Raw genomic sequence first — 26,541 nt, forward strand, 5'->3', positions numbered from 1 at the left:
GCGGTTTCTCAGTTGGCGGCATCGCCGCAGCCGGATCCTGGAATGGCTAGTCCTTTGGAACCACGCAAGAGAAGAGGTCCGATCGCCGCAAGGCTGCTGGCGGTGGATGCGTGGATCGATTCCTCGGTCTACGAAATCGGCTTCAGGGCGCGTCAGTTCTGGGAAGCGGCGACCATCTTCTCGCGGCGTTTCCGCGTCGGCGGCTGGCGCCGCGGCATGATTGAACTGTTGAGTGAAGGATTTACGCTCGGTGCGGGCGGCATCGTTGTGCTTTTGGCGCTGGCCTTGCCGGCCTTTCAGATAACCGCCGGCGACTGGCGCACGCAGGGCGACTTCGCCGTCACCTTCCTCGACCGCTACGGCAACGAGATCGGCCAGCGCGGCATTATCCAGCGCGATTCGGTGCCGGTCGACGAGATGCCCGACCATGTCATCAAGGCGGTGCTGGCCACCGAGGACCGGCGCTTCTTCGACCATTACGGCATCGACGTGCTCGGCCTGTCGCGGGCGATATTCGAGAACGTACGGGCGAATTCTGTCGTCCAGGGCGGCTCGAGCATCACCCAGCAGCTGGCCAAGAACCTGTTCCTGACCAATGAGCGGACATTCGAGCGCAAGATCAAGGAAGCCTTCCTGTCGCTATGGCTCGAAGCCAATCTGTCGAAGAAGGAAATCCTGCAGCTTTACCTCGACCGCGCCTATATGGGCGGCGGCACCTTCGGCATCGAGGCGGCGGCAGATTTCTATTTCGGCAAGAGCGTCAAGGACCTGAACCTTGCCGAGGCGGCGATGCTGGCCGGCCTGTTCAAGGCACCGACCAAATATGCGCCGCACATAAACCTGCCCGCCGCCCGGGCGCGCGCCAATGTCGTGCTGTCCAACCTGGTCGATTCCGGCTTCATGACCGAAGGCCAGGTGCTGCAGGCAAGATTACACCCGGCCGAAATCGTTGATCGCGGCGAGCAGAAAAGCCCCGACTACTATCTCGATTGGGCCTTCGAAGAGGTCAAGAAGATCGCCGCCAAAGGCGGCCCGCACTCGCTTGTCGCCCACACCACCTTCGACGCCAACATCCAGAAGGCGGCCGAAGAATCGATGGAGTTCCACCTCCGCCAGTTCGGCAAGGAATACAACGTCACCGAGGGCGCCATCGTCGTCATCGAGACCAACGGCGCGGTCCGGGCGATCGTCGGCGGCCGCGACTACGGCGCCAGCCAGTTCAACCGCGCCACCAAGGCACTTCGCCAGACCGGCTCCTCGTTCAAGCCCTATGTCTATGCGACGGCGATGGAGCATGGCTTCACGCCGGATTCGGTGGTTTCCGGCGGACCCATCTCCTGGGGCAGTTGGTCGCCCCACAATTACAATGGCGGGTCGGCCGGCAAGGTGACGCTGATCACGGCGATGGCCAAATCGATCAACACCGTGCCGGTGCGGCTGGCCAAGGATTATCTCGGCATCAAGCCGATCAAGGCGATGGCCGAGGCGATGGGCGTCGAGTCGCCGCTGGAATCACACAAGACCATGGTGCTCGGCACGTCGGGCATGACCGTGATGGACCAGGCGACGGGCTACAGCGTGTTCGCCCAGAACGGCTTTGCCGGAACCCGGCACGGCGTCAGCCAACTCTTCACCCGCACCGGCGAGGTGGTCTACGACTTCGCCAAGGATGCGCCGCCGCCGCACCGGGTGCTGTCGGAGCAGGCGCTCAAATACATGAACACCATGCTGGCCGCCGTTCCGGTGATCGGTACGGCCCGGCGCGCGGCCCTTCCAAACATCGTCGTCGCCGGCAAGACCGGCACGACCCAGTCCTACCGCGATGCCTGGTTTGTCGGCTTTACCGGCAACTACACGGCCGCCGTCTGGCTTGGCAATGACGACTTCACCGCGACCAACAAGATGACCGGCGGCACCCTGCCGGCCATGGTGTGGCAGCGCCTGATGCTCTATGCGCACCAGAATATCGACCTCAGACCGATCCCTGGCCTCGATCACCCCTTCGTCGATGCCGAAATCGCTGCCAAGGCCGAGGAAGCGGAAAAGAAGAGCGCCGAACAGGCAGCAGCCGATGCCGCCGCCGAGCGTCCGCCGGTGCTGTCCAGCCGGACCACCCAGACCCTGAAGGAACTCACCAAGCTGTTCCAGGCGGCACCCGTGCTCGACGCGCCCGCTGCACCGGAGACCCTCTCGGCGCTCTGAGCGGTCAATTCCACAGGGCCGCTTGCCACAAGCCCCCGCACCGCGATATCCCGAGCGACAGTCTTTCAGTCCCCGGCCTTCGGTTCCCCGGCTCCTCATGCTCAAGAATGCCTTCCTGACACTGCTTTCGCTTGCCATCGCCGTCGTCGGCGGTGGCGGCAGCGTCTGGTATGCACTGAAGCTGCAGGACGGCGTCGGCGCCATCAGGATCGGCCAATGGACCGCCTTCCCCGATATCGGCACGCCGACGGCGGATCCTTATTCGAAGGCCCGCGTGGCGCGCGAAGGCGTGCTGGCGCTCGGACAGGCGGAAGGACTGTCCTTCATCGCCGAGCGCGATTCCGGCGGCGAGCAACTCAAGCGGCAATGTGCCTACAAGATTGCGGGCGGCTTTCCCACCGCCCGGTTCTGGACCCTCTATGCCGCAGATCGGTCGCTTGGCGTGATCGAGACCGGCAAGCCGAGGCTGGCTGCGCTGCAGTCCTATCAAGTGCTGCGCGAGGCCGACAATTCGGTGATCATTTCCGTCGGCAGCCGCCCGGCGCCCGACAACTGGCTGCTGACCAGCGGCGCCGGCGGGATGTACTTCGTGCTCACGTTCTATGACACGCCGATCGCCAGCAGCACCGGCCTCTCGGACGTCACGCTGCCGCAGATCCAGAAGGTCGGCTGCAATGCGTAGCCTGCTGCATGCCGTGCTGCTCGGCCTGCTTGGCGGCGGCATCGTGCACATCATCGTGCTGCTGCTCGTCCCCGAGTTTTCCGAACGCGACGCCTGGTCGCGATTGGCCATGGCTTCGGATCTCTACAAGATGACCAGGCTCGACGCGGAAGCCGGCGGCGCGCCGGTGGTGAAATCGGTCGATCCGCTGTTTTATGCGGCGGCTTGCCGCTTCGACCTTGCCGAGGGGATGGTGCGGGTCAAGGCGCCGGGAAAGGTGCCGTTCTGGTCGATATCGGTCTATGACCGCGGCGGCCACAACATCTACTCGTTCAACGACCGCAGCGCGACCGCAGGCGTGCTCGACACCGTGGTGCTGACGCCGGCGCAGATGATCGAGGTCCGCAAGAATCTTCCCGCGGAACTGCAAGGGGCGATCTTCGTCGAAGCGCCGATAGCGGAAGGCATGTTCGTCATCCGCTCGTTCGTGCCCGACGACAGCTGGAAGCCGATCGTCTCGCGGTTTCTCGAACAGAGTTCCTGCGAACTGCAGGATTTTTAACCCACTTCCGATGCTCAGTGATGCGGTACCGGCAATGTCCCCGAAGGTCCCGGCTTATCGGGGCCGACCGGCCGCGTCTCGCCGGTCAGCGGCCGCTGCTCGTAGCGGACCCCGGGAAAGATGATCACCGCCGCCGGCGTTCCCGCGGTTTGTTGTGCTCGATTGGTTGCCGCCGTTCGCGGCACGAAAGACAGTACCATGCCCATGGTTCGCGTATTCCTCTCGGTTGCCCCGGAGCACAACGCAACGCCTCCATAGTCGATTAAGGAGGCAGTAGGTTAACGGAGCGCTAACGGATCGCCGCTAAATTGATCTTTGTTCTTGGGAAACGCGAAACCGGTACAGCCCGGCAGAGCGCAGTCCAGATCGTGTCGAGTGTCGGGCGTATCCTTCGTGTCAGCTTCGGATTTCAGGCAAATCGCAGCAGGAGCTGAATCGGGAAAGGCCGAGAGGCTGTTCCGCGCCGCGGTGTCGGCGTTCTGTTCGCTCACCCGACCTTCACGCCGCGAGATCGCGCAGCTCGAAGACCTGACGCTGCCGCTTTTCGACAATGTCTCGGTCGAATCGCGCCGCTACGTCGCGGCAGCCCTTTCCGAATGCGAATATGCACCCGCCGCGCTGGTGCGGCGGCTTTGCCAGGAGCGGGTCGATATCGCCGCTCCGCTGCTCATCCGCTCGCGTGCCCTCAGCGACGTCGACCTCATCGCGCTGATCGGGCGCCACGGGCTGCCGCATGCCCGTGCCATTGCCCGCCGCAAGGATCTCAATCAAACGATCGCGGATCTCATCAAAGTGCTCGAAAGGCCGACGCTGGTGCGGTCGCAACAGCAGCCGGAAACAACCGCCAAAGCCGCGTCCGAAAACGCCGAAGTGGTTGCGAGCGATGCCAACAGGCAAGAGGCTTCCGATGCCGCCGAAACAGTACGCCGCCGGTTGCGATCCATGATGCGCGCCGAGAGCGGCACCGCTATCGGTCCGTTCGTCGAGCCGCAAACCTATGTCAAGCTGCGCGAGACCGCGCTGACCGGCAATGCGGCATTCTTCCAGACAGCGCTCGCCGATGCGCTCGAAGTCGATTTTTCAACGGCGCGGACGCTCACCACGAGCCAAAATTACACACCGCTGCTGGCCGCCTTGCGCGCGCTCGACCTCAGCGAAGACAAGGCGTTCCTGATCACGGCCACCATCTATCCGACCGAGTTTCCGCACCCGCAGGCGATCCGCATCTTCCTCGACCGCTACCGCCTGCTGCACCGCGACGCGGCGTTGGACAGGCTCCGCGGCTGGAAGGCCGACACCGTGTCGAAAATCGTTCGCAAGCCCGGGCGCGTCGCCGCAAACGCCGACCTGCGCAAGCCGAACAGCGCCGATGTTGCCGCTGTCCCAAAGGCGCGTCGCGTCTGAAAAGTTACGGCAACTTGACCGAGATAAGCTCCTCAACGGGAATGGCGCCCGCCTCGACCTCGACCACCCAGATATCGGGATCGAATTTCTTCTCGCGCTCCAGCCGCGCGTCGAAGATGGCGGCATCGTCGCCCTCGCCGAGAAGGCTGAAGAAACGGTCGTCCGGCCTGGCCGAATCGTAGCTCGTCTGCGGCGCCGGCCCGAACAGCGCCATCTCCCCCAGCCTGCCCCGCGCCAGCACGAAAACCGCGCCGGCTTCCGTCGCGCCGCGCTTGACCACGGCGGCAAAGCCGCCGGCGCTGAAAACCCGACGCAACAGCGCCGATACCCACAGGTCGGTGGTTACCCGCATGGAGAATTCCTGGCCATGCGGCGGTCCTTACAGCATTGGCCGGAAGACTGTAACCGGTCTTTGCCGAGCGACCGGCGTGCGGCCGTCACGACCCTCAGTTGGTCAGGCCGATCTCGCGCATCTTGACGTAGACGATCTCGTCGGGCTCGCCGGTCTCGGGCAGGCCGAAAAGCGCCTGGAATTCCTTGATCGCGGCCTTGGTGCGTGCGCCGACGACGCCGTCCAATTGCATGTCGTCATTGCCGAAAGCTTTCAGTCCGGCCTGGATCTTGACGATGCGGGGATCAGGTGCCGCCGCATTTGCCGGTGCGGACGCTGGAATGGCGGCTGGAACAGCGGCCGTTTCGACCGGCCGCGGCACGGGATGCGGCACCACGGCCGCGGTCGTCGGCGTGGCACCCAGTTGATCCAGCAGAATGCTGTCGATCTCGCCGGAGGCATTCAATCCGACCTTCTGCTGATAGGCCTGGATGGCCTTGCGCGTATTCGGTCCGGGAATGCCGTCGACGGTGCCGGAATAGAAATCGAGATCCTTCAATATGCCCTGGACCTGCTCGACGACCGGGTCGCTCTTGATCGGCGCAGCCGCCGGACGCACGATGTTGATGGTGGTTTCGGGCTCGTCGCTGTCCGCCCGGGGAAAGCGCTCGATGCTCCTGGTGACGAAAAACGCGCCGGCGTGCGGAAAGGGCTGGTACCAAAGAGCGTTCGCCGAGACGTAGAACAGCGTCACCAGGAATGCGGTGGAGCCGCCGACCACAACTGGATTGCGCGAGATCAGGCTGCCCAGAGCCATCGCTCCGTGCTCGAAGGCATTGCCGCGGCGTTTGACCGCCTTAGGCTGTTTTGCGGAGCGACCCATTGCTCTCCCCTTTGCCACCGTCCGCTCTGGCTTTGGCCGCGGACATCGGCACCACGCCGGTCTTCTCCGCCGAGTGGCCCGTCGGGCCGTTCACGGGAAGGCTGATCGTTACCGTGGTGCCCTCGCCCGGCATGCTTTCGATCGACATGGTGCCGTCGTGCAGCGCCACCAGCCCCTTCACCAGCGAAAGCCCGAGCCCGGTGCCTTCGAACCGGCGGGTATAGTCGTTCTGTATCTGCATGAACGGCTTGCCGAGATTGGCAAAATCTTCCTCGGCGATGCCAATGCCGGTGTCCCGGACCCAGAAATGCAGCCGCGAGCCGATCCGCTTGGCGCCGATGACGACGTTGCCGCCTTCGGGCGTGAACTTGATCGCGTTGGAGACGAGATTGATCAGGATCTGCTGCACGGCGCGACGGTCGGCATTTATTTCACCTGCGTCCGGCGCGATCTGGGCCTGCAGATCAATGGCTTTTGCCTCGGCTTGCAGGCGCATCATCGACTGGCACATCTCGACCGCTTCGCGGAAGCGGAACGGTTCCGGTTCGGTCGCATAGGCGCCCGATTCGATCCGCGATACGTCGAGTATCGAGGTGACGACGGCAAGCAGGTGCTGGCCCGAATCCCGTACCAAGCCGACATATTCCTTCTGGCGCGGATCCTTGAAGGTGCCGAACATCTCGTGCAGCAGCATGTCCGAAAAACCGATGATGGCATTGAGCGGGGTGCGCAGCTCGTGGCTGACGACGGCAAGGAAGCGTCCTTTCGCCACCTCGGCCGAGGCAGCCGCTTCATTGGCGGCGGCAAGCTCCTGGCGCAGTCCGGCCAGTTCATCATTCTCGCGCAGAACGAGCGTGAAGACAGTCTCCTGCCCCGGCGCGCGCATCATCTCGAGCGAGAACGGCCGGTAATTGTCGGCCGTCACGCCGCTGTTCTGCGGCAGCCGGACGCGAAGGTCGAGCCGGCGCGACAGAGCGCCATCGCGCATATCGGCCAGCGCGCTGAGATACGGGACGCGGTCGGACAGATGGATGCGATCGAAAAGCCCGGCGCCGAAAAGCAACTCCGGCGGCAGCCTCAGCATGGTGCGCGCCTTGGTCGAGGCGTCCAGAACCTCGCCATGCGCCGCTATTCGCAGCACGACAGCGTCGATCAGGTCTTCGAGCCGGTCGCTGCCGGCAGGATCGAGCTGTGCGTTGGCGGCGCCACGAAGTGGAGCGACACGCGGAAAGAGCGTGAGCGCCCAGGCCAGTGGTACCAGCCAGTGCCATGCGGCGATTTCGGTCTGGCCGAGCGGCAAGACGGAACCGGCGAAAGGCTGCAGCAAGACTGCGACAAGGGCCGATATGGCGCCCCAGATCACGGCACGGCGCGACTGGCCGATCCACCAGGCTTCAAACGGCAGCGCCACCGCAAGCACGGCAACCGGCGAGGCCACACCGCCGGCGGCAGCGACAAGGGAACCCAGGGCAACACTGCTCACGACCAAGGCTAGTTGGCCGGCCAGAGTGATCTTACCCGATGCAGCCACCAGCAGGGCGGCGAACCAGCAAAGGCCGAACGCGGCAAAGATCGCAGCCACAGTCACGGCCGCGCCCATGCCCGACGTGACCAGCGTCACCGCCGCACCTGCGCTGAAGAAAGGAGCCGCCAGCATGACGCCAATGAACCGGCTGTGGCGGCGTCGGTCGTCCTGGCCGAGGACGGACGGATGAACCATCCGTTCGCAACCGGCGGCTATCGCGCCCGGCAACTCGGCGTATCTGGCCTTGATCGCACTCAACTCAACGCACCCGGTCGTGAACGGCCCTGCTTTGCAGGTGGCTTTTGTCGATCCGAAACTCGCATCCAGCATTTAAGGAATGGATAAGGCTGGGCCGATCGTCCCCCGGCCGGCTGCAAATATCGGGATACCGGCGGCGAAAAACCGGGGCAATTGCCGCCATAGTAAACGGAGCGTTATCCGGACCGCCCGCGCCTGGACTTGGGCCGAGGGCATCAAACTGTCGCCGGGTCAAAAAACGAGCAGGAAAAACAACAGGTTGGATGGTTACCCTTTGCTGAATAAAATCTGTGCCTTTCGAGGCAAATGAATTTCAAAACACTTCGTTTCGAATCTGCCTAAAATTTGAGGAAAACTGTTGCTTTCGGGACAAGCCGTCCTTTGCGCGTCTGTGCCAATATCGCGGTACAAGGGTTGTGCGGTTCGGATGCATGACCGTCATAAAGGACAGACAGATGGGCTTTCTGATAAGAGCTGCTTTCTGGTTTTCGCTGGTGCTTCTGGCGCTGCCGCTGGGTGTCGGCTCCGATGATGCGGGCCGCGGAAGCGTCGGGCCGCTCCAGGCGCTGTTTGCCGCGCGCGAAGCCGTCGGCGACATCGCCGGCATCTGCGAGCGCAAGCCGGACGTCTGCGAGACCGGCAAATCGGCAATGCACACCATCACCGCCCGGGCAAAGGAGACCGCCAAGATCGCGGCCGCCATGCTGGACGACAAGGCCGCTGAACCCGATACGGTGACGACCACCGGCAGCGTGCCCGAGGAAATCGTCTTGCCGGCGAAAGTCGATTTGCCGGCGAAAGTGCACTTGCCGGCAAAGAACTGAGACTGTTTCGGCCGAATCCATCGCTAAACCGCAGGGCGCCCCGCTCTCGGCGCCTGCGGCGTTTCTCCTCTTTTTCCGTGACGCGGCCGCGCCGGATGACTATATCCGGGGAAATGACCACGACGATCCAGACCATCCGCGACGACTTTTCCCTGCTCGACGAGTGGGAAGACCGCTATCGGTATGTGATTGAACTGGGTGAAGCGCTGCCGCCATTTCCCGACGAGCAACGCATACAAGCCAACAAGGTGCCCGGCTGCGTCAGCCAGGTCTGGCTGACCACCGAGCAAGGCGAGGGTGCCAATCCCGTTATTACCTTCAAGGGCGATTCCGACGCCCATATCGTGCGCGGCCTGGTTGCCATCATGCTGGCGCTGTTTTCGGGACGGCCCGCCAGCGAAATCCAGAGGACCGACGCAGAGGCAACGCTAAAGGCACTCGGACTTGACGAGCACCTGTCGCCGCAGCGCGCCAATGGTCTTCGCTCGATGGTCAAGCGTATCAAGCGTGACGCCGAGGCAGCGCTGAAGCAGACCGCCTGACCGGACGGCAATTACCAGCAGTATGAAGAACTGGCGGCCCGAGCTTGGTCTCCCCCCAATACAAAACGGCGCCCGAAGGCGCCGCTTGAGTGTCAAACCGGAAGAGCCGCTTGTCAGCGTCCCTTGCGCTTGCGACCGAGACCCATCTTCTTGGCGAGCTGCGAACGGGCGGCCGCATAATTGGGCGCAACCATCGGATAGCTCGGGTCCAGGTTCCACTTTTCGCGATACTGGTCGGGCGTCAGATCATAGTGGGTCATCAAGTGACGCTTGAGCGACTTGAACTTCTTGCCGTCTTCGAGACAGATGATGTAGTCGTCATGCACCGAACGCTTCGGATTTACCGCCGGCTTCTGCTTGTCGGCAGGCGGCTGCTCGGCGGCCCCGCCGACGCGCCCGAGAGCGGCATGGACATCGGCGATGAGGTTCGGCAATTCGCCGACCGGCACGGGATTGTTGCTGACATAGGCGGCCACCACATCGGCGGTGAGCTCGATCAGCGCGTCACTGTTTCTGGAAGGTGTTTCGGTAATATCCATGGCGTTCAGGCCCCAACGAGAATTGTTTCTGTTTGCGCCCGTTTCGATAGTTGGGCATCGCGCGAACTTGTGCAGGAAAAAGCCTCCGCGATTCGCGTCGCGCCATCTTAATGGGCCTGAGCGTCAAGTAAGTCAATTCGCTTCTTGCGCTCTATTCAGCGATACAAGTCAAATCTTTCATATTCAGCTTCACTCTTTCGTGCAGAGTGTAACTTTGCCGTTTTTTCTGGTCAGACCAGCATCGACTGACGCCGCGGCAAGCAGCCATTACACAGACGGCAGCAGGTAAATAGAGCTCAATGCTTGATCCTGCCCGCAGCATTACAGCCTGGCCGATCGGCGGATTCAGTAAAATCATAGGTTGCGAAGCGTTACTGTTGCTCGTGAGCCGTCGGCCGGAGCGGCGTGCTGCGTCACTGAAACGGGGTGATGTATTTTCCGTAGACCCAGCCGGTGACGAACTGGCCGCTCTGTGCCGGATCGTGCCAGACTTCGCACCAGCGATGGCGGATCTTCTGTTTCTGCTGCCAGTAGGTTTGGCTGGTCATGTCGAGCAGGTTTATCCCACCGGTGCATTTGCCGGTCATCTGCAGAACCGTCCCGTTGGGATAGGCGGCCTGCTTCTGCGAAGTTCCTGAAGGATATTTGCGCACATTGAGCGTGTCGCCGAACGGCACATTGGCCACTTGCCAAGCCGCAAAGGCAGTTGCATGAGATTGACCGGCATTGGCCAGGGTCATCGCAGCGACGGCGAGGGCCGCGGCAGTCCGAGAAAAAATATTCATTGTCCTCTCCTCCAGCCCGTCCTCTTGAGCCACCACGACAATAGATCGTAGCCCTTGAACCCGCGCTGATCGGCGTGTTCATTCGCCATTCAAGTAACTTCCACAGCGAGACGCAATGACCAGAACTCCAGTGTTTCCGACCGCCACCCCGCCGCAGCCGGAGAAGCGGCCGATCTTCGACACGCATCACGGCATGACGCGGACGGACGACTATGCCTGGCTGAGGGCCGTGAATTGGCAAGAGATGTTCAGGGACCCGTCGCTGCTCGACGGCCAGATCCGCGCCCACCTCGAAGCCGAGAATGCTTACCAGGCGGCGCTGATGGCCGATACGGTCCAACTGCAGAAACAGCTTTTCGCGGAAATGAAGGGACGCATCAAGGAAGACGATTCTTCCGTGCCGATGAAGGACGGGCCTTACGCCTACGGCTCCTCCTTCAAGCTTGGCGGCCAGCAGCCGCGTTATTTCCGCACGGCGCGCGACGGCGGCGACAAGCAGATCTTGCTCGACGGCGATGCCGAGGCCGAGGGCAAGCCCTATTTCCGCCTGGGCGGCGTCGATCATTCGGACGACCACCGCAAGCTGCTCTGGGCCTTCGACGACAAGGGTTCCGAATTCTACACGCTGCGCGTCCGCGATTTCGCCGGCGGCAACGATCTGACGGACAGGGTCCCCGACACCGGCGGCGGCGGTGTGTGGGATGCCGGCAATGACGGTTTTTTCTACACCCGCCTCGACCCCAACCACCGTCCTTCCAAAGTGCTGTTCCATGCGCTTGGCGATAGTCCTGAAAACGACCGGCTGATCTACGAGGAAACCGATCCGGGCTTCTTCATGGATGTCGGCGGCACACGCTCCAACGAGTGGATCATGATCGGCATCAACGACCATGAGACCTCGGAATATCGCATCATGAACGCCAACGAACCGTCCGCAGAGCCGAAGCTGGTTGCGGCACGCCAGACCGGCTTGCAGTACGACCTTGAGGAAGGCGGCGACATCTTCTTCATCCTCACAAATGCCGACGGCGCCAAGGACTTCAAGATCATGACGGCGCCGGCCCATGATCCGGTGCGCGCCAACTGGCAGGAACTGGTGCCGCACGAAGCGGGCCGGCTGATCCTTTCGGTAATCGGCTTCAAGGACCACATGGTCCGGCTGGAGCGCAAGGAAGGCCTGCCACGCATCGTCGTGCGCGATCGCAAGAGCGGCGAAGAGCACCTGATCTCCTTCGACGAGGAAGCCTTCTCGCTCGGCCTGTCCGGCTCCTACGAATACGACACCGAAATCATGCGCTTTTCCTATTCGTCGATGACGACGCCGGCGCAGGTCTTCGATTACAACATGCGCACCCGCGAGCGCGTGCTGCTCAAGACCCAGGAAGTGCCGTCCGGCCATGACCCGGAGCACTATGTCACGCGCCGGCTGATGGCGCCTGCCGCCGACGGCGAACTGGTGCCGATCTCGCTCCTCCACCACCGCGACACGCCGCTCGACGGATCGGCGCCTTGCCTGCTTTACGGCTACGGATCTTACGGCATAGCCGTACCCGCCGCGTTCAACACCAATTTGTTTTCGCTGGTCGACCGCGGCTTTGTCTACGCGATTGCCCATGTCCGCGGCGGCAAGGACAAGGGCTATGGCTGGTACGACGACGGCAAGCGGGCGAACAAGATGAATACGTTCACCGATTTTGTCGCTGCCGCCCACCACCTCGTCGCCGAACGCTATACGCAGCATGACCGCATCGTCGCGCAAGGCGGCTCGGCCGGCGGCATGCTGATGGGCGCGGTCGCCAACATGGCGCCGCAATGCTTCGGCGGCATCGTCGCCGAGGTTCCCTTCGTCGACGTGCTCACCACCATGCTCGACGCAAGCTTGCCGCTGACGCCGCCGGAATGGCCGGAATGGGGCAACCCGATCGCTTCGGCGGAGGATTACCGGACCATCGCCGCCTACTCGCCCTACGACAATGTCGCCGCACTCGACTATCCACCGATCCTGGGGCTGGCCGGCCTGACCGACCCGCGCGTCACCTATTGGGAGCCGGCCAAATGGGTGGCGCGGTTGCGCGACCGCAAGACAGGGGGGAATCCGGTTCTGTTCAAGATCAACATGGATTCAGGCCACGCCGGCGCCTCCGGCCGGTTTTCCAGGCTGGAGGAAATCGCGTTCACCTATGCCTTCGCGCTCAAGGTAACAGGCAAGGCCGAACCAGCCGCGTGAAGTCGGGGGAGAGCGGTCATTGCCTTCCGTTCCGAGACGTGGCTTTCATTCGCGGTAAGAGTTGCGGAGACGCCCACCAATGATCGATCTCGCCACATTGATTGCGTATGTCGCGGTTGTGCTTGGCTTTGTCTTCATCCCCGGTCCGGCCACCCTTCTGACCGTGGCGCGGGCCACCAGTTCCGGAACCAGGGTTGGCATCGCGACCGGCGCGGGGATCGCGGCCGGCGACGTGGTTCACACCTTCATGGCGATCGTCGGCATTTCGGCGATCATTGCCACGTCGGCGGCGCTTTTCAGCATCGTGAAGTACATCGGCGCAGCCTACCTCATTTATCTCGGCATTCGCGCGATCATCGAGAAAACGCCTGCCTATCCGGCCGCCGGCGCACTTGCGATCCCCGCTACCAAAGCATTTCGGCAGGCTGTTTTGACCGAGGTTCTCAACCCCAAGACCGCGCTTTTCTTCCTTGCATTTCTTCCGCAGTTCGTGCGGCCTGAAAACGGATCGGTGATGCTTCAACTGGCGACATTGGGCGTGATCTTTGTTCTGTTGGGCCTCATCAGCACGCTGGTTTTCGCCGTGGGTGCGGGCGGCCTCGGTGCATTCCTGCGCCGAAACCCGACGGTGCTGAGATGGCAAGGCAAGGCTGTCGGCGGCATCTATTGCGCCTTGGGCATCCGGCCGGCGCTGCAACAGCGCTAGGACCTCGACAGGCGACGCCGTATGAGGCTTCGGATAATGGGCAGGCACAGCTGATTTTCCGCTCGCAATTGCAAAGGCCGCGCGCTACCCAGTGCGCGGCTTTTCACAGCCGCGCCAACACACAATCACCCAGGGATCTGCCATGTTGCTCGTCGATGTCTATCTCGACAAATCGCCCATCCAGGGCATCGGCGTCTTTGCCAAAAACCACATTGCCCGCGGCACGCTGGTCTGGAAGCTCGACCCGAAATACGACCGGCGCATCGAGGTGGAGACCTACGAGCGGGAAACCGGGCCGGTCAAAACCTATCTCGACCGCTACGCCTATCCGGACCGGCGCGACCCGAATTACATCGTCTTCGAAGCCGACGATGCGCGCTACATGAACCATGCCGACAGCCCGAATTGCGACGTCTCGCAGCCGGAGGAGACCTATGCCTTGCGCGACATTGCGCCCGGCGAGGAAATGACCTGCGACTACAATCACTTCTTCGAAACCGGCTTCGACTTCCTCGGCGACCGCTGACCCAACGGCCCGTCAGCTCGCCGGCTTCTTGCGCGCCGGATAGCCGTTGGGATGCGGCGGCACGGCTTTCAGATAGGCGGCGATCGCCGCGCGGTCCTCCCGGGTCAGCACGGCCATGTTCCGTTGCACGTCGACCATCGCGCCGCCGACCGTATCGAAGTCCGGCGTGAAGCCGGTTTCGAGATAGTTGGCGATGTCGGCTTCCGACCAGTCGGCGATGCCGCCCTCGCCCGACGTGATGTTGGGCACGATGCCGCTGCCTTCCGCGGCCGCGGCGCCTGCCAGCCACTGGCTCTTCCTGGTACCGCCGGTAAGGTCCCGCGGCGTGTGGCATTCGCCGCAATGGCCGGGGCCTTCGACCAAATAGCGGCCGGCCTGCACCGGCTGTGGCGTGCCTTCGGGAAAGGAAACGACCGGCTTGTCGCTCAGATAGAGCAATTTCCACAGACCAAGGCCGCGTCGGACGTTGAAGGGAAACCCCAGCGAATTGGCGGGTGCCTTGCCGGCGACCGCGGGCAAGGTCTTCAGGAACGCATAGAGATCGGCAATGTCGGCCGGCTTCATGCGCGCGTATGAAATATAGGGAAATGCTGGATAAAGATGCTCGCCCGACGGCGACACGCCCTTCAGCATGGCGTTGGCAAAGTCTTCGACCGACCAGGCGCCGATGCCGTCCTTGGTATCCTGCGAGATATTCGGCGGCACGAAGGTGCCGAATGGCGTCTTGAGCTCGAGGCCGCCGACCAGCTGAAGGCGAGCGTCGCCTTGCGAGCCAGGCTTGGCATGACAGGATGTGCAGCCGCCAGCGTAGAAGATGCGCTTGCCCCTGTCAGCGTCACCGGGGCCAAGCTGCGCCAGCGTGGCGGCACCGAGCCTGACCGGAGCCGACAGGAACCAGCCGGCAATCGCGGCGACGCCGCCCAGAACGAGGGCGGCGCCGACGAGTTTCTTCAGCAAGGGCATTGCCCGCTATCAGCCTTTTTTCACCCTGTAGCTTTGATGACAGTTGCCGCAGCCGCCGCCGATGGTGTTGAACTGTGCCTTCAACGCGTCGGCATCCGCAGGTGCCGCGGCGACCGCCGCCTTGACGTCGGCGAGGTACTTGCCTTCAGCCGTCTTGAAGCCGGCCATGTCCTGCCAGATCTTGGGAGACGCCGTGGTGTCGCCGATGTCGCTGCCCGCCGGGAACAGCGCGTCGACGCCGGCATGGAATTTCTCGGCATTGGCCTGCAGTGCCTGCAACGCCGTCAGCACCGAAGCTGCGTCGTAGGGCGTCTCGCCCTTGACCACTTTCGACAAGCCGGCGGCGATCTTGCCACGTTCCTTCATCAGGGCCTGCCGGTCAGCGACCGGGTCGGCAAATGCCGCCGAACCGGCGAAGGCGAGCATCGAGATGGCGAGGATAAGCTTTCTCATTCACTTGGCTCCATGTTGAAGGCAATTCAGGGTGCGGTCCCACCCCGATGACAAACGGCAAGGATGGCTTAAAAATTCCGACGCTTCGCCTCACGCTTGCGTGAAATTTTTGCAACTGTCGTTCTGATGCTGAAAAAGAAAAGCCCCGGTTCTGCCGGGGCTTTCTGGAACGGATCAGGCCTTTTCGTAGAGTTCGAGCACATAGTCCCAGTTGATGAGACTGTCGACGAAGGCTTCGAGATATTTCGGCCGGGCGTTGCGATAATCGATGTAGTAGGAATGTTCCCAGACATCGACGCCAAGGATCGGCGTCGCGCCATGGACGAGCGGGTTCTCGCCATTCGGCGTCTTCGAGATCGCCAGCTTGCCGTCCTTGACCGAGACCCAGGCCCAGCCCGAACCGAACTGGGTGGTGCCGGCGGCGATGAAGTCGGCCTTGAACTTGTCGTAGCCGCCAAGATCGCTGTCGACCGCTTTTTGCAAGGCGCCCGGCAGCTTGTTGCCGCCGCCGCCCTTCTTCATCCATTTCCAGAAATGGATATGATTGTAGTGCTGGGCGGCATTGTTGAAGAGCCCCGCATTCTTGCCGAAGGACTGTTTGACGGCCTCTTCGACCGACAAATCGCCCAGGCCCGCCTCGGCGGCCAGCTTGTTGCCGTTGTCGACGTAGGCCTTGTGGTGCTTGTCGTGATGATATTCCAGCGTTTCCTTGGACATATAAGGCTGCAAAGCCTCGTAATCATAGGGCAAGGCGGGCAATTCAAAAGCCATCGGTCGTACTCCCTCGTGGAAAAATCCGGTGTCGATACCGGACTAACATAGGACTGGATTGGTCTGGAACAACTCCGGAAACGAAGCGCCGGGCCGCTTTTTAGCGGGTCAGCCGGGCGAAGTCGAATGCGCCCATTCCCAATAGAGTTCGCGCGCCTTCTTGGCCACCGGCCCGGGCTGCAGATTGCGATCCTCGATACGGGTGACCGGCACGACTTTCGAGTGGTTTCCGGTCGAGAAGATTTCGTCCGCCTCCAGGAAATCGCGGATCGACAGCGTCTTTTCCGTCGTCGTGAAACCGTACTCGCCAAGCAGGGCCATGGTGCGCGCGCGAGTGATGCCGGACAGGAAGGTGCCGTTCGGCGCCGGCGTCAGGACATGGCCGTCCTTGACCAGGAAAATATTCGAGGTCCCGGTCTCGGCGACATTGCCCAGCATGTCGAGCACGAGCGCATTGTCGAAGCCGCGCATCTTGGCTTCGAGGATGGCCCTGCCGTTGTTGGGATAAAGGCAGCCGGCCTTGGCGTTAGTCGGCATGGTTTCGATTGTCGGGCGGCGGAACGGCGACACCGTCACCGAAAAACCCGCTGGCGAGATCATCGGCGATTCATAGAGGCAAAGGCAGAAACGCGTCGAGGCCGGGTCGGCCGGCACGCCCATATAGCCGCCATGCTCGGCCCAATACATCGGCCTGATGTAGACCGCTGTGTTGCCGTCGAACTTCTTCAGCCCGTCCCAGGTCAGGCCGACGATCTTGTCGGTGCTCATCGTCGGTTTCAGGCCGAGCGCGATCGCCGAGGCGTTCACCCTTGCTGCATGGCGATCGAGGTCGGGAGCGACGCCCTCGAACCAACGGGCGCCGTCGAACACGCTGGTGCCGAGCCACATGGCATGGCTGCGCGGCCCGAGGATGGCGACGTTGCCCTCATACCAGTCGCCGTCGACGAAGGTCCATGTCGCGGATTGCGCCGCAGTCGCCAGTGTCATTGCCAGGTTCCGTTCGATGCTTGTTGCGGCGCATTGGAAGATGCTTTGGCGGCCGCCGTCAACCGGTTTGGCTGAGATTTGTTGAGGCCAGCGGGCTGGCGGACTGCAATCAGCGCTTGCGCCTTGCCTTGCGCAGCCTCAAAACTGTCGCATGCACCATGCAGCTTACGTTTTCGACGCCTATGGCACGCTGTTCGACGTGCACGCGGCCGTGCGCCGTCACGCCGACCAGATCGGGCCGGACGGCCAGTTGCTGTCCGAGATCTGGCGCGCAAAGCAGCTGGAATATTCCTGGGTGCGGACGCTGATGGGGGCCTATGCCGATTTCTGGCAGCTCACCGAGCAGGCACTCGATTTCGCCCTGCGCAAGGTTCCGTCCGCCGATGCCGGGCTGAAGGCGAAGTTGCTCGAGGCCTATTGGCGGCTGGACTGCTATCCGGAGGTGCCGGCCGTGCTCAAGGCGCTCAAGGCATCGGGGGCAAGGCTGGCGATCCTGTCCAACGGTTCGCCTGAAATGCTGGGGGCGGCCGTCAAGTCCGCCGCGCTCGACCAGGTCCTGGACGACGTCTTTTCCGTCGACAGCGTCAGGCGCTTCAAGACCGACCCGTCGGTCTACGACATAGTCACCACGGGCTGGCGCCTCTATCCAGGCGCTGTCTCTTTCCAGTCCTCCAACCGCTGGGACGTTGCCGGCGCCACCAAATTCGGCTTCCGGACGGTGTGGATCAACCGCGCCAATCACCCAGAGGAATACCGGGATTTCCCACCGGCCCTGATCCTGCCGTCCCTTGAAGGTCTGGTTGCCGCGGTTTGACACCGGAAATGTTGCGTCGGCGCAACAGTGGCGATCCGGTCACAGCTTTGCCTTTGTTTGTCCACCCTGCGGCCAGAATTGGAACCGCCTATCGCGCCGGGCATTGCTCGGGCAACCGCGCACAACCGGGCGCATTCATGCTTTGTTGCGATTTGAGACTTAAAAAAAGGCAATCATGTTCACACCCCCATCGTCCTCTCTGCGCCTTAGCCGTCGCGGTTTCCTCAACGCCGCAGCCCTTGGCGCCGCCTCGGTCGCGGTCTCCAGTTGCACCACGCTGTCGCAACAACCGGTCGAGCCACCGCCGCCGACCTATGTCGAGCCGGCGCTCGGCGACTATGTGACGATGTATGGGCCGATGTCGGATGGCGGCTTCGAGCTGCCGGCGATACCGGTCGACAAGATCGACCCGCAGTTCCTGCGCCAGATCGTTGACGATCCGACCGGGCAGCAGCCGGGCACCATCGTCGTCGACACCACCAATCACTTCCTCTACCTGGTGCGCCCGGGCGGCCAGGCGATCCGCTACGGCGTCGGCCTCGGCCGCGCCGGTTTCGAATGGTCGGGCGATGCCGTGGTCCAATGGAAGCAGAAATGGCCGAAATGGACGCCGCCGGACGAAATGATCTCCCGGCAGCCGGAGTTGAAGCCGTACAGCGCCGATAATGGCGGCATGCCCGGCGGGCTCAAGAACCCGCTTGGCGCGCGGGCGCTCTATCTCTTCCAGGGCAACCAGGACACGCTCTACCGCTTGCACGGTTCGCCGGAATGGCGGTCGATCGGCAAATCGGTGTCGTCGGGCTGTGTTCGCCTGATGAACCAGGACATTATCGATCTCTACGACCGTGTGCCGAACAAGACCCCGGTCGTGGTGACGGCCGACATCGGTCAGCCGATGGTGGCGACAGCAAACCGCAAAGCCATCCCGATCGACGCCGGCGTGCCGGAAGGATCGATCCTGCTCGGCCCGATAAAATCGATCACAAATTCGATCTTCTGAATTGGTCGAAAGCGCGCGGGCGGGATCTTCCTCGCTCCTGCTGATTTTGCTGCGCGTTGGCTTGCCCGTGCCGGTGCCCGCCTTCAGGTCCGATGTTTACGCCGAGCAGCGGATTTTGCCGCGCTCTGTGCAGACGCCGCCGGTGGACAGCTCATGACCCAAATACGTCTTCCGCAGGCCAGGTCGGATGACCGCTTTGCGCCGCGATGCCGGCAGCAACGACGTTGATTGCGGTTGCCCAAAAGCAGACATCTGAATGCGGCGTCGCGTTGGACGCGTTGCGCTATAAGCGGACATCGGGTCCGCAGTCTGGACCGGGAACTCGCACCGACACCACAGTCTCACCGACCGAGACTTCCGAGCGTGGCCCGCTGCTTATTGTCCCGTGTCTTGTCGGGATCTTCGATCGCCTCAACCGACTGGATGTATTCGGCAATATACTCCGGCGACAGGGCGTGTTCCCTGCCACCTGCAAGGACAAAGTCCTTATACCAGCTATAGGGTTTGAGACTGTCGTCGATGTAGTCGGGGGTGGCGAGATAGGTAAGGACCTTTCGCCTGCGACCTTTGGCGTTAATGACCGTGACCGTCGCATGCTCGTAGCCGCTTCCGACGCCTTCGGCCTTATCTAGCTCGGCACGTTCGGCAGGATCGAAGCTGAACAGGACTCCGATCACGCTATTCTCATTGCCAGTGGCTAATGCGTTGCACTTCCCGGACTTGTCCACGCTACGTTTATGAAAACGGAGCGCATGACCCGGCAAGGTAGCGATGCCGAGTGGCTTGCAGCTCGGCATGCGTTCGCGCAGCCGGGCGGTCGACATGTTGGACCCGTAGGCAAAATAGACGACGTGCTCTGGGGGGCCGGTCTCTGTGTTCTTCAGCGCCTCGATGGTGGGATTTCCCGGCCTCAGGATCGTGCGTAGCGGTACCGTCATTATGCTGCACTCTTCGGTTTCTTCGCCTTCGCGTGTGATGATGGGCTGTCCATCCTGGAGGTCGAGGATTGGAACCGGCCTGCCGGCCCATCCGCAGTCGGCGCAGCGCGGTCGTTCCCAGAGTATACCGGGTGCCTCAGTATTCTCGCCATGTTCGGGTTCGAGATGCGGCGAGCCGCAGTTCGGGCATTCCCGAGGCACCCCGCGTAATTCGCGAATGATCAATGATGTCGCCATGCCGATGGCGTGTTGGATCAACGAGTGCGCCATCTCGGCATCAATCCAGGTGGCCGACTTTGAATGCGTCAGCCAGTTTGAAAACGTCCATGCGGACTCAAGCGCACTCTTGAGGGCCCCGCGACGCTCTTTGTTGGTGTCGCCCGGCAGAAGATCGTTGCAGATGATCTCCGTCCACGCGCGGAAGTTCGCACGTTGTGGCGGTGTATCTGTCCATATTGCCGAGTCCTGCGCGACGCCGATCAGTTCGAGAAGCGCCTCACGGCAGCGGACGCCTACGGCCTGATAGTCCGCGAGATTATGCGCCTGTGTCACGGCGGTGCCGGCTTCTTCCATCTTCTCGAATACGGGACCGAACGGGAGTATGCGTAGATCGTCTTCCTGTTGTTTTGCCGTACGCGGGATGCGAAGCATCAGGCCAATATGGAAGGTCAGAGCAAGGTCCATATTTGGGAACTGCTCCTGAGAGTAGAGGTTTGTGCCGCCGGTTATGACCCACCAGCGATCCTTGTTGGTGTGAATGTCCCACACGTCGTGACGGGTATTCAGGACGACTTCCGAGTAGACCTTCTGCATAAAGGTCACTTCGAGGTCGGGCGCCTGCCATTCAAAGTATTCTCGGACTTCCTCGACCTCCTCTTCGGTAACTTTCAACATGATCGTCTCCCGCGAAGGCTCGTCGCGCCGCGCTGCAAAGGATTGCGAAAGCCTCAACAATAGCCCGATGTCGCTAACTTTCAAAATCCGGCACGGCTACGCGGGATGTCCGCTTTGGGCTAATTCTGAGACGTTGTTCCGACCGGATTCAGCGTCCCTTGCCCCTTGCGGAGGTGCTGGAACCTGCCGGTCCGCTTCCGGCCCCGATCAAGACCTTCGGCGCATCGCCGCCAAGCGGCCGCTCTTTCCGCATAGCCCCTGTCCGCTGTCCTCCAGATCTGGCTACTGGCGCTTGATGCCAAGACAGAAGTTGCCAACACTGATCCCGCCCTTCGGTCCGATGCCCCTCACCGCCCCCTGGACAGGCTCCCCAAAATCCCGCGGACGATCGCCCGTCCGACCGACGAACCGACCGAGCGCACCACCGACTTGATTGCCGCCTCCGCCACCGTCTGGCGGTTGGATGGCCGCGGCGCCCGCCGGCCACCGCTGGGCTGAGGAGCGGGATCGTCATTGCCGAAGCCGGGAATGGTCCAGCGCGAACGGCCGCTCTCCTGCTGCTGCGCTTGTGCCTCCTGGGCGTCCTTGGCCTTTTTTTGCAGCATCTCGAAAGCCGATTCGCGATCGACGGTCTGGTCGTACTGTCCCGAAACCGGGCTCTCAGTGATCAGCTTGCGGCGCTCTTCGGGCGTGATCGGGCCAAGCCGCGAGGATGGCGGGCGGATCAGCGTGCGCTGTACCATGGACGGCACGCCCTTGGCTTCCAGCGTGGAGACGAGTGCCTCGCCGGTGCCGAGCTGCGTGATCACGGTTGCACAGTCGAAATCGGGATTGGGCCTGAACGTCTCGGCCGCCGTCTTGACGGCCTTCTGTTCGCGCGGCGTATAGGCACGCAGTGCGTGCTGCACGCGGTTGCCCAACTGCGCCAGCACCGTTTCAGGGATATCCAGCGGATTTTGCGTGACGAAATAAACGCCGACGCCCTTCGAACGGATCAGCCGGACCACCTGTTCGACGCGGTCGATCAGCACCTTCGGCGCGTCGTCGAACAGAAGATGCGCCTCGTCGAAGAAGAAGACCAGCTTCGGCTTGTCCGGGTCGCCGACCTCGGGCAGTTCCTCGAACAGTTCCGACATCAGCCACAGAAGGAACGTCGCATAGAGCCGCGGATTCATCATCAGTTTGTCGGCGGCGAGCACGCTGATGGCGCCGCGTCCATCGCGCGTGGTGCGCATGATGTCGGCGATCCGCAATGCCGGCTCGCCGAAGAAATTGGCAGCGCCCTGCTGCTCCAGGACCAGCAGCGTGCGCTGGATGGCGCCGACCGAAGGTTTCGTCACATTGCCGTAGCGGGCGCCGATCTCTTCGGCGCGGTCGGCGATGTTGGCAAGCAGTGACTGCAGGTCCTTCAAGTCGAGCAGCAAAAGGCCTTCCTCGTCGGCGATGCGGAAGGCGATGTTCATAATGCCTTCCTGCGCCTCGGAGAGGTTCATCAGCCGCGACAGAAGCAGCGGCCCCATCTCCGAGATGGTGGCGCGGATCGGGTGACCCTGCTCGCCGAACAGATCCCAGAAGATGACCGGAAATTCCTGGAACTCATAGGGATCGAGCTTGACCTGCTCGGCCCGCTTGACCAGAAAATCCTGCGCTGTGCCCATCATGGCGATACCCGACAGATCGCCCTTGATGTCGGCGCAGAATACCGGCACGCCGGCATTGGAGAAACCCTCGGCCAACATCTGCAGGGTCACCGTCTTGCCGGTGCCGGTCGCGCCGGTGACCAGGCCGTGACGATTGCCATATTGCAGCAAAAGCCGTTCCGGCCGCTGATAGCTGTCGTCCGGCTTGCGGCTGGCTCCCATGAAGATACCGGTGTCGTCGGCCATGTGTCCGGTCTCCGCAAACCTATAGGGTTGAATGCCCTGATCCCCTTGAAGAAAAGGGAGGCCCGCCGCAGGTATAGTGAGGCCATTGCGCAGCGACAATGGGCATCGTCGAAAATGGCTTTTGGAGCTTGCGGAACCTGCCCATGTTTGGCAATCGGTTGACGGTCACCGTCACGGAAGGCGAGTTGCACGGCATGTGTGCTGCATTGTGATATGGGACCGGGGACCGTAGACTGACATAGTAGGCTGACACGGCCACTAGAACGAGGAGAACGGATGGGCGCCGGTGCCTTGACCCATGATGCCGACCTTCCGAGCGCCGACCGGCAACGATGGCTGGCGCTGGCGGAGAAGGCGCTGGCCGGCGGTTCCTTCGAGGAAAAGCTCGTCTCGCATACGGACGACGCCATCCGCATCGAGCCGCTCTACGAGCGTTCGGTGACCGTCGAGCCTGTCGTGCGCGCCAACCCGGGATCACCGTGGATCGTCAGCCAGCGTATCGACGATCCGGACATAGGCCGCGCCAGGGCGCAGGCGCTGGAAGACGTCGCGCAGGGTGCTACCGGACTGTCGCTTGTCTTCGAAGGCGCGCCGAACGCCTTCGGCTATGGCTTGCCGAGGACGGCCGAGGCGCTGGAGAGCGTGCTCGACGGCGTGCCGCTCAACCGCATCCAGATCCGCATCGATGCCCATCCCTGGAGCCGCGCCGTGGCCGACTGGCTGGTGGCGTTCTTGACCAAGCGCCGCTCCGACCCGGCAAAGCTCAACCTCTCCTTCGGCATCGATCCGGCGGCGATATTTGCCGGGACCGGCAGGCTGCGCATGTCGATCGAAGCTTTGCAGGCATCGATGCCGCAGTCGCTCGCACATTTCTTTTCGATGGGGGTGCCCGGCGTGCTGCTGGAAGCCGACGGGCGGGTGTTCCACAATGCCGGCGCAACCGAGGCGCAGGAGCTTGGCACGATGCTCGCCTCGGCAGTCTCCTATTTGAGGCTGTTCGAGAAGGCGCGCCAGCCGCTTGTCTATGCGGCGCCGCATATCGGTTTTGCGCTCAGCGTCGACCAGGACCAGTTCGTGTCGACGGCCAAGGTCAGGGCGTTGCGGAGACTGTGGGCGCGTGTCCAGGAGGCCTGCTCGATACCGCCCTCCACCGCCAGCATCCATGCCGAAACCTCCTTCAGGATGATGACGGCGGCCGACCCGGAAACCAACATCCTGCGCACCACCATCGCCGCTTTTGCCGCTGCCGCCGGCGGGGCGGATTCGATCGCCATCCTGCCGCATACCATCGCGCACGGCCTGCCCGCGGGTTTTGCACGCCGCGTTGCCCGCAACGCGCAACTGATCATGGCCAATGAAAGCCACATCGACCACGTCGCCGATCCGGCTTGCGGTTCGGGCGCCGTCGAAACCCTGACTGCGGAGCTCTGCGCGGCGGCCTGGCAGGAGTTCCAGCAGATCGAGGCGGAAGGCGGCGTGCTGACCAGCCTCGAACAAGGCCACGTCCAGAGACGCGTGCAGGCAGCTTCCGCCCGCCGCAACGCTGCCTACCAGGCGGGCGAACGGGCGATCGTCGGCACGACGCTGCACCCGTCGAAAACCGAGCGTCCGGTCGAGACGCTGGCGGCGGAGCGGCGGCCAGCCTTCACCGAAGGCGTTGCGGTGTGCGAGCCGCTGTTTCCGATCCGCATCGATCAGTCGATCGGAGCCGTACCATGATCCCCGATTTCAGCCAGATCGGCTGGTCGCCGCCACGGCGGGCGCCGGTCGACGTCAAAGGCCAGCGGATGACGCCGGAAGGCATCGCCGTCAAGCATCTCTACAACCAGGGCGATCTCAAGGGCTTGCCGCATCTCGATACCTATCCGGGCCTGCCGCCCTTCATGCGCGGCCCCTATCCGACGATGTATGTCCAGCAACCCTGGACGATCCGGCAATATGCCGGCTTCTCGACGGCCGAAGAGTCCAACGCCTTCTACCGGCGCAACCTTGCCGCCGGCCAGAAAGGCCTGTCGGTCGCCTTCGATCTCGCCACGCATCGCGGCTACGACAGCGACCATCCGCGCGTCGCCGGCGATGTCGGAATGGCCGGCGTCGCCATCGATTCCATTCTCGACATGCGCCAGCTGTTCGAGGGCATCCCGCTTAACGAGATGACGGTATCGATGACGATGAACGGCGCGGTGCTGCCGATCATGGCGCTCTATATCGTGGCGGCGGAGGAACAGGGCGTCGCGCAGAAGGACCTCACTGGGACCATTCAGAACGACATCCTGAAAGAGTTCATGGTGCGCAACACCTACATCTATCCGCCCAAACCTTCGATGCGGATCGTGTCGGACATTTTTTCCTACACGTCGACGCATATGCCGAAGTTCAATTCGATCTCGATCTCCGGCTACCACATGCAGGAGGCGGGAGCGACGGCGGACCTCGAACTCGCCTACACGATTGCCGACGGTATCGAATATGCCCGCGCCGGCGTCGCGGCCGGCCTCGACATCGACCGTTTCGCGCCGCGCCTCTCGTTTTTCTGGGCGATCGGCATGAATTTCTTCATGGAAGTCGCGAAGCTGAGAGCAGCGCGCCTTTTGTGGGCCAGCCTGATGCTGAAGAACTTTTCGCCGAAGGACGAGCGCTCGCTGTCGCTGCGCACCCATTGCCAGACTTCGGGCTGGTCGCTGACGGCGCAGGACCCCTACAACAACATCATCCGCACCATGATAGAGGCGATGGCGGCGACTCAAGGCCACACGCAGTCGCTGCACACCAATTCCTTCGACGAGGCAATGGCGCTGCCGACCGATCATTCGGCCCGCATCGCCCGCAACACACAGCTCATCCTGCAGAAGGAATCCGGCACGACCCGGAGCATCGACCCGTGGGGCGGCTCTGCCTATGTCGAGCGGCTGACGCATGATCTGGCGGCGCGCGCGCTTGCCCATATCGAGGAGGTCGAGAGCCTCGGGGGCATGGCCGCGGCGATCGAAAAGGGCCTACCGAAGCTGCGCATCGAAGAGGCTGCCGCGCGCACCCAGGCGCGCATCGATTCCGGCGAACAGATCGTGGTCGGCGTCAATGCCCACCGTCCCGGCACGGACATCGAAGTCGACGTGCTGAGGATCGACAACGCGGAAGTCAGGGCGCGGCAATTGTCGAAGCTGCAGCGGCTGAAAGGCACGCGTGACGTCGCCGCCGTCGAGAGCGCGCTCGATGCGCTGACCCGTGCTGCCGGGAGTAACGAAAACCTGCTGGAATTCGCCATCCGGGCGGCGCGCGCCAATGCCACGGTCGGCGAGATTTCGCTGGCGCTGGAAAAGGTCTTCGGCCGCCATGTCGCCTCGGTGCAGACGATCTCCGGCGTCTATCGCAACGCGCTTGGCGACAATCCGGTGGTCGACCGGTTGCAGGACAAGGTCGTAGCGTTCGAGGAGAAGTCCGGCGGCAAGCCGCGTATTCTGGTCGCCAAGATGGGGCAAGACGGCCATGATCGCGGCCAGAAAGTGATCGCCACCGCCTTTGCCGATCTCGGCTTCGACGTCACCGTTGGGCCGATGTTCCAGACGCCGGACGAGATCGCCAAGCTGGCGGTCGAGCATGACGTGCACATCGTCGGCGCCTCGTCGTTGGCGGCAGGCCATTTGACGCTCATTCCCGAACTCAAACAGGCGCTGAAGAAGCTCGGCCGCGACGACATGCTGATCGTCGCCGGCGGCGTCATTCCACCGAAGGATTACGATGCAGTCCGGCAGGCAGGCGCAGCGGAGATCTTCCCGCCCGGCACGGTCATCCCGGAAGCGGCGGAGCGGCTGATGGACCGGCTGCTGCAGGCGGGCTGACGCTTTGTTATAATGCCCGTT

At 62.7% G+C, this 26,541-nt stretch carries 25 protein-coding genes; 13 read left to right on the forward strand and 12 right to left on the reverse strand.

The window, feature by feature from the left end; translation table 11 throughout:
• Positions 1–42: 42 nt before the first annotated feature.
• The 3 genes from NKH89_RS22685 to NKH89_RS22695 all read left to right on the forward strand — a co-directional run bounded on the left by NKH89_RS22685 (position 43) and on the right by NKH89_RS22695 (position 3,425).
• Positions 43–2,202, forward strand: a complete 2,160-nt coding sequence (locus tag NKH89_RS22685; RefSeq protein WP_023718399.1) for a transglycosylase domain-containing protein — start codon at positions 43–45, stop codon at positions 2,200–2,202.
• Positions 2,203–2,299: 97 nt separating this feature from the next.
• A complete protein-coding gene (locus NKH89_RS22690) occupies positions 2,300–2,884 on the forward strand; it encodes a DUF1214 domain-containing protein (protein WP_023718400.1) in 585 nt (194 codons plus the stop codon).
• Positions 2,877–3,425, forward strand: a complete 549-nt coding sequence (locus NKH89_RS22695) for a DUF1254 domain-containing protein (protein ID WP_023718401.1) — start codon at positions 2,877–2,879, stop codon at positions 3,423–3,425. The genes NKH89_RS22690 and NKH89_RS22695 overlap by 8 nt, the downstream gene beginning before the upstream one ends.
• A 14-nt stretch (positions 3,426–3,439) precedes the next feature.
• On the opposite strand, the gene NKH89_RS22700 is transcribed toward NKH89_RS22695, so the two are convergent.
• Positions 3,440–3,631 (reverse strand): hypothetical protein, encoded by a 192-nt coding sequence (locus NKH89_RS22700; RefSeq protein WP_031193791.1) that lies wholly within the window; start codon positions 3,629–3,631, stop codon positions 3,440–3,442.
• Between the two features lie 187 nt (positions 3,632–3,818).
• Here NKH89_RS22700 and NKH89_RS22705 point away from each other — a divergent pair, with 187 nt between their 5' ends.
• Positions 3,819–4,829, forward strand: a complete 1,011-nt coding sequence (locus tag NKH89_RS22705) for a DUF2336 domain-containing protein (RefSeq protein WP_023718402.1) — start codon at positions 3,819–3,821, stop codon at positions 4,827–4,829.
• 4 nt (positions 4,830–4,833) lie between these two features.
• Here NKH89_RS22705 and NKH89_RS22710 read toward each other — a convergent pair whose 3' ends face one another.
• From NKH89_RS22710 to NKH89_RS22720, 3 genes are all read right to left on the reverse strand, one after another.
• Positions 4,834–5,181, reverse strand: a complete 348-nt coding sequence (locus NKH89_RS22710) for a DUF1491 family protein (RefSeq protein ID WP_023718403.1) — start codon at positions 5,179–5,181, stop codon at positions 4,834–4,836.
• 94 nt (positions 5,182–5,275) lie between these two features.
• Complete coding sequence (locus NKH89_RS22715) at positions 5,276–6,043, reverse strand: peptidoglycan-binding domain-containing protein (protein WP_023718404.1); 768 nt, start codon at positions 6,041–6,043, stop codon at positions 5,276–5,278.
• Positions 6,018–7,763, reverse strand: coding sequence for an ATP-binding protein (locus NKH89_RS22720; protein WP_352588876.1), 1,746 nt, complete (start codon positions 7,761–7,763; stop codon positions 6,018–6,020). The genes NKH89_RS22715 and NKH89_RS22720 overlap by 26 nt, the downstream gene beginning before the upstream one ends.
• A 518-nt stretch (positions 7,764–8,281) precedes the next feature.
• Here NKH89_RS22720 and NKH89_RS22725 point away from each other — a divergent pair.
• Complete coding sequence (locus tag NKH89_RS22725) at positions 8,282–8,650, forward strand: DUF5330 domain-containing protein (protein ID WP_352494881.1); 369 nt, start codon at positions 8,282–8,284, stop codon at positions 8,648–8,650.
• Positions 8,651–8,763: 113 nt separating this feature from the next.
• On the forward strand, positions 8,764–9,192 hold the full coding sequence (locus tag NKH89_RS22730) for a SufE family protein (protein WP_023718407.1): 429 nt from the start codon (positions 8,764–8,766) through the stop codon (positions 9,190–9,192).
• Between the two features lie 113 nt (positions 9,193–9,305).
• Here the strand turns inward: NKH89_RS22730 and NKH89_RS22735 are convergent, their stop codons facing one another.
• Positions 9,306–9,731 (reverse strand): Ros/MucR family transcriptional regulator, encoded by a 426-nt coding sequence (locus NKH89_RS22735; RefSeq protein ID WP_023677844.1) that lies wholly within the window; start codon positions 9,729–9,731, stop codon positions 9,306–9,308.
• A 413-nt stretch (positions 9,732–10,144) separates the two neighbouring features.
• Positions 10,145–10,516 (reverse strand): SH3 domain-containing protein, encoded by a 372-nt coding sequence (locus NKH89_RS22740; RefSeq protein WP_023718408.1) that lies wholly within the window; start codon positions 10,514–10,516, stop codon positions 10,145–10,147.
• A 115-nt stretch (positions 10,517–10,631) separates the two neighbouring features.
• Here NKH89_RS22740 and NKH89_RS22745 point away from each other — a divergent pair, with 115 nt between their 5' ends.
• From NKH89_RS22745 to NKH89_RS22755, 3 genes are all read left to right on the forward strand, one after another.
• Complete coding sequence (locus NKH89_RS22745) at positions 10,632–12,743, forward strand: S9 family peptidase (protein ID WP_352588760.1); 2,112 nt, start codon at positions 10,632–10,634, stop codon at positions 12,741–12,743.
• A gap of 79 nt (positions 12,744–12,822) precedes the next feature.
• Positions 12,823–13,449, forward strand: a complete 627-nt coding sequence (locus NKH89_RS22750; RefSeq protein WP_352483644.1) for a LysE family translocator — start codon at positions 12,823–12,825, stop codon at positions 13,447–13,449.
• A 142-nt stretch (positions 13,450–13,591) separates the two neighbouring features.
• Positions 13,592–13,975, forward strand: a complete 384-nt coding sequence (locus NKH89_RS22755; protein ID WP_023718410.1) for an SET domain-containing protein — start codon at positions 13,592–13,594, stop codon at positions 13,973–13,975.
• Between the two features lie 12 nt (positions 13,976–13,987).
• Here NKH89_RS22755 and NKH89_RS22760 read toward each other — a convergent pair whose 3' ends face one another.
• The 4 genes from NKH89_RS22760 to NKH89_RS22775 all read right to left on the reverse strand — a co-directional run bounded on the left by NKH89_RS22760 (position 13,988) and on the right by NKH89_RS22775 (position 17,149).
• Positions 13,988–14,938 carry a cytochrome c gene (locus NKH89_RS22760; RefSeq protein WP_023718411.1) on the reverse strand — a complete coding sequence of 317 codons (951 nt, stop codon included), beginning with the start codon at positions 14,936–14,938 and terminating at the stop codon, positions 13,988–13,990.
• A 9-nt stretch (positions 14,939–14,947) separates the two neighbouring features.
• Positions 14,948–15,391, reverse strand: a complete 444-nt coding sequence (locus NKH89_RS22765; protein WP_023718412.1) for a c-type cytochrome — start codon at positions 15,389–15,391, stop codon at positions 14,948–14,950.
• 174 nt (positions 15,392–15,565) lie between these two features.
• The gene (locus tag NKH89_RS22770) at positions 15,566–16,162 is read right to left on the reverse strand and encodes a superoxide dismutase (protein WP_023718413.1); all 597 of its coding nucleotides are present in this window, start codon (positions 16,160–16,162) and stop codon (positions 15,566–15,568) included.
• Positions 16,163–16,270: 108 nt separating this feature from the next.
• A complete protein-coding gene (locus NKH89_RS22775; RefSeq protein ID WP_023718414.1) occupies positions 16,271–17,149 on the reverse strand; it encodes a branched-chain amino acid aminotransferase in 879 nt (292 codons plus the stop codon).
• 151 nt (positions 17,150–17,300) lie between these two features.
• On the opposite strand from NKH89_RS22775, the gene NKH89_RS22780 reads away from it, so the two are divergent.
• Complete coding sequence (locus NKH89_RS22780; protein WP_352910009.1) at positions 17,301–17,963, forward strand: haloacid dehalogenase type II; 663 nt, start codon at positions 17,301–17,303, stop codon at positions 17,961–17,963.
• A gap of 175 nt (positions 17,964–18,138) precedes the next feature.
• Positions 18,139–18,963 (forward strand): L,D-transpeptidase, encoded by an 825-nt coding sequence (locus NKH89_RS22785; RefSeq protein WP_352910011.1) that lies wholly within the window; start codon positions 18,139–18,141, stop codon positions 18,961–18,963.
• 341 nt (positions 18,964–19,304) lie between these two features.
• Here the strand turns inward: NKH89_RS22785 and NKH89_RS22790 are convergent, their stop codons facing one another.
• Complete coding sequence (locus tag NKH89_RS22790; protein WP_352910013.1) at positions 19,305–20,795, reverse strand: gamma-glutamylcyclotransferase; 1,491 nt, start codon at positions 20,793–20,795, stop codon at positions 19,305–19,307.
• A 347-nt stretch (positions 20,796–21,142) separates the two neighbouring features.
• Entirely contained in the window at positions 21,143–22,681 is a 1,539-nt protein-coding gene (locus tag NKH89_RS22795) for a helicase HerA-like C-terminal domain-containing protein (protein ID WP_352910015.1), read from the reverse strand.
• Between the two features lie 276 nt (positions 22,682–22,957).
• Here NKH89_RS22795 and NKH89_RS22800 point away from each other — a divergent pair, with 276 nt between their 5' ends.
• On the forward strand, positions 22,958–24,400 hold the full coding sequence (locus NKH89_RS22800; protein WP_352483647.1) for a methylmalonyl-CoA mutase subunit beta: 1,443 nt from the start codon (positions 22,958–22,960) through the stop codon (positions 24,398–24,400).
• Positions 24,397–26,520 (forward strand): methylmalonyl-CoA mutase, encoded by a 2,124-nt coding sequence (gene scpA, locus NKH89_RS22805; protein WP_023718424.1) that lies wholly within the window; start codon positions 24,397–24,399, stop codon positions 26,518–26,520. The genes NKH89_RS22800 and scpA overlap by 4 nt, the downstream gene beginning before the upstream one ends.
• The last annotated feature ends 21 nt before the right edge of the window (positions 26,521–26,541 follow it).

The sequence above is a fragment of the Mesorhizobium sp. M0923 genome (genome assembly GCF_040319365.1).
GTDB lineage: Bacteria > Pseudomonadota > Alphaproteobacteria > Rhizobiales > Rhizobiaceae > Mesorhizobium.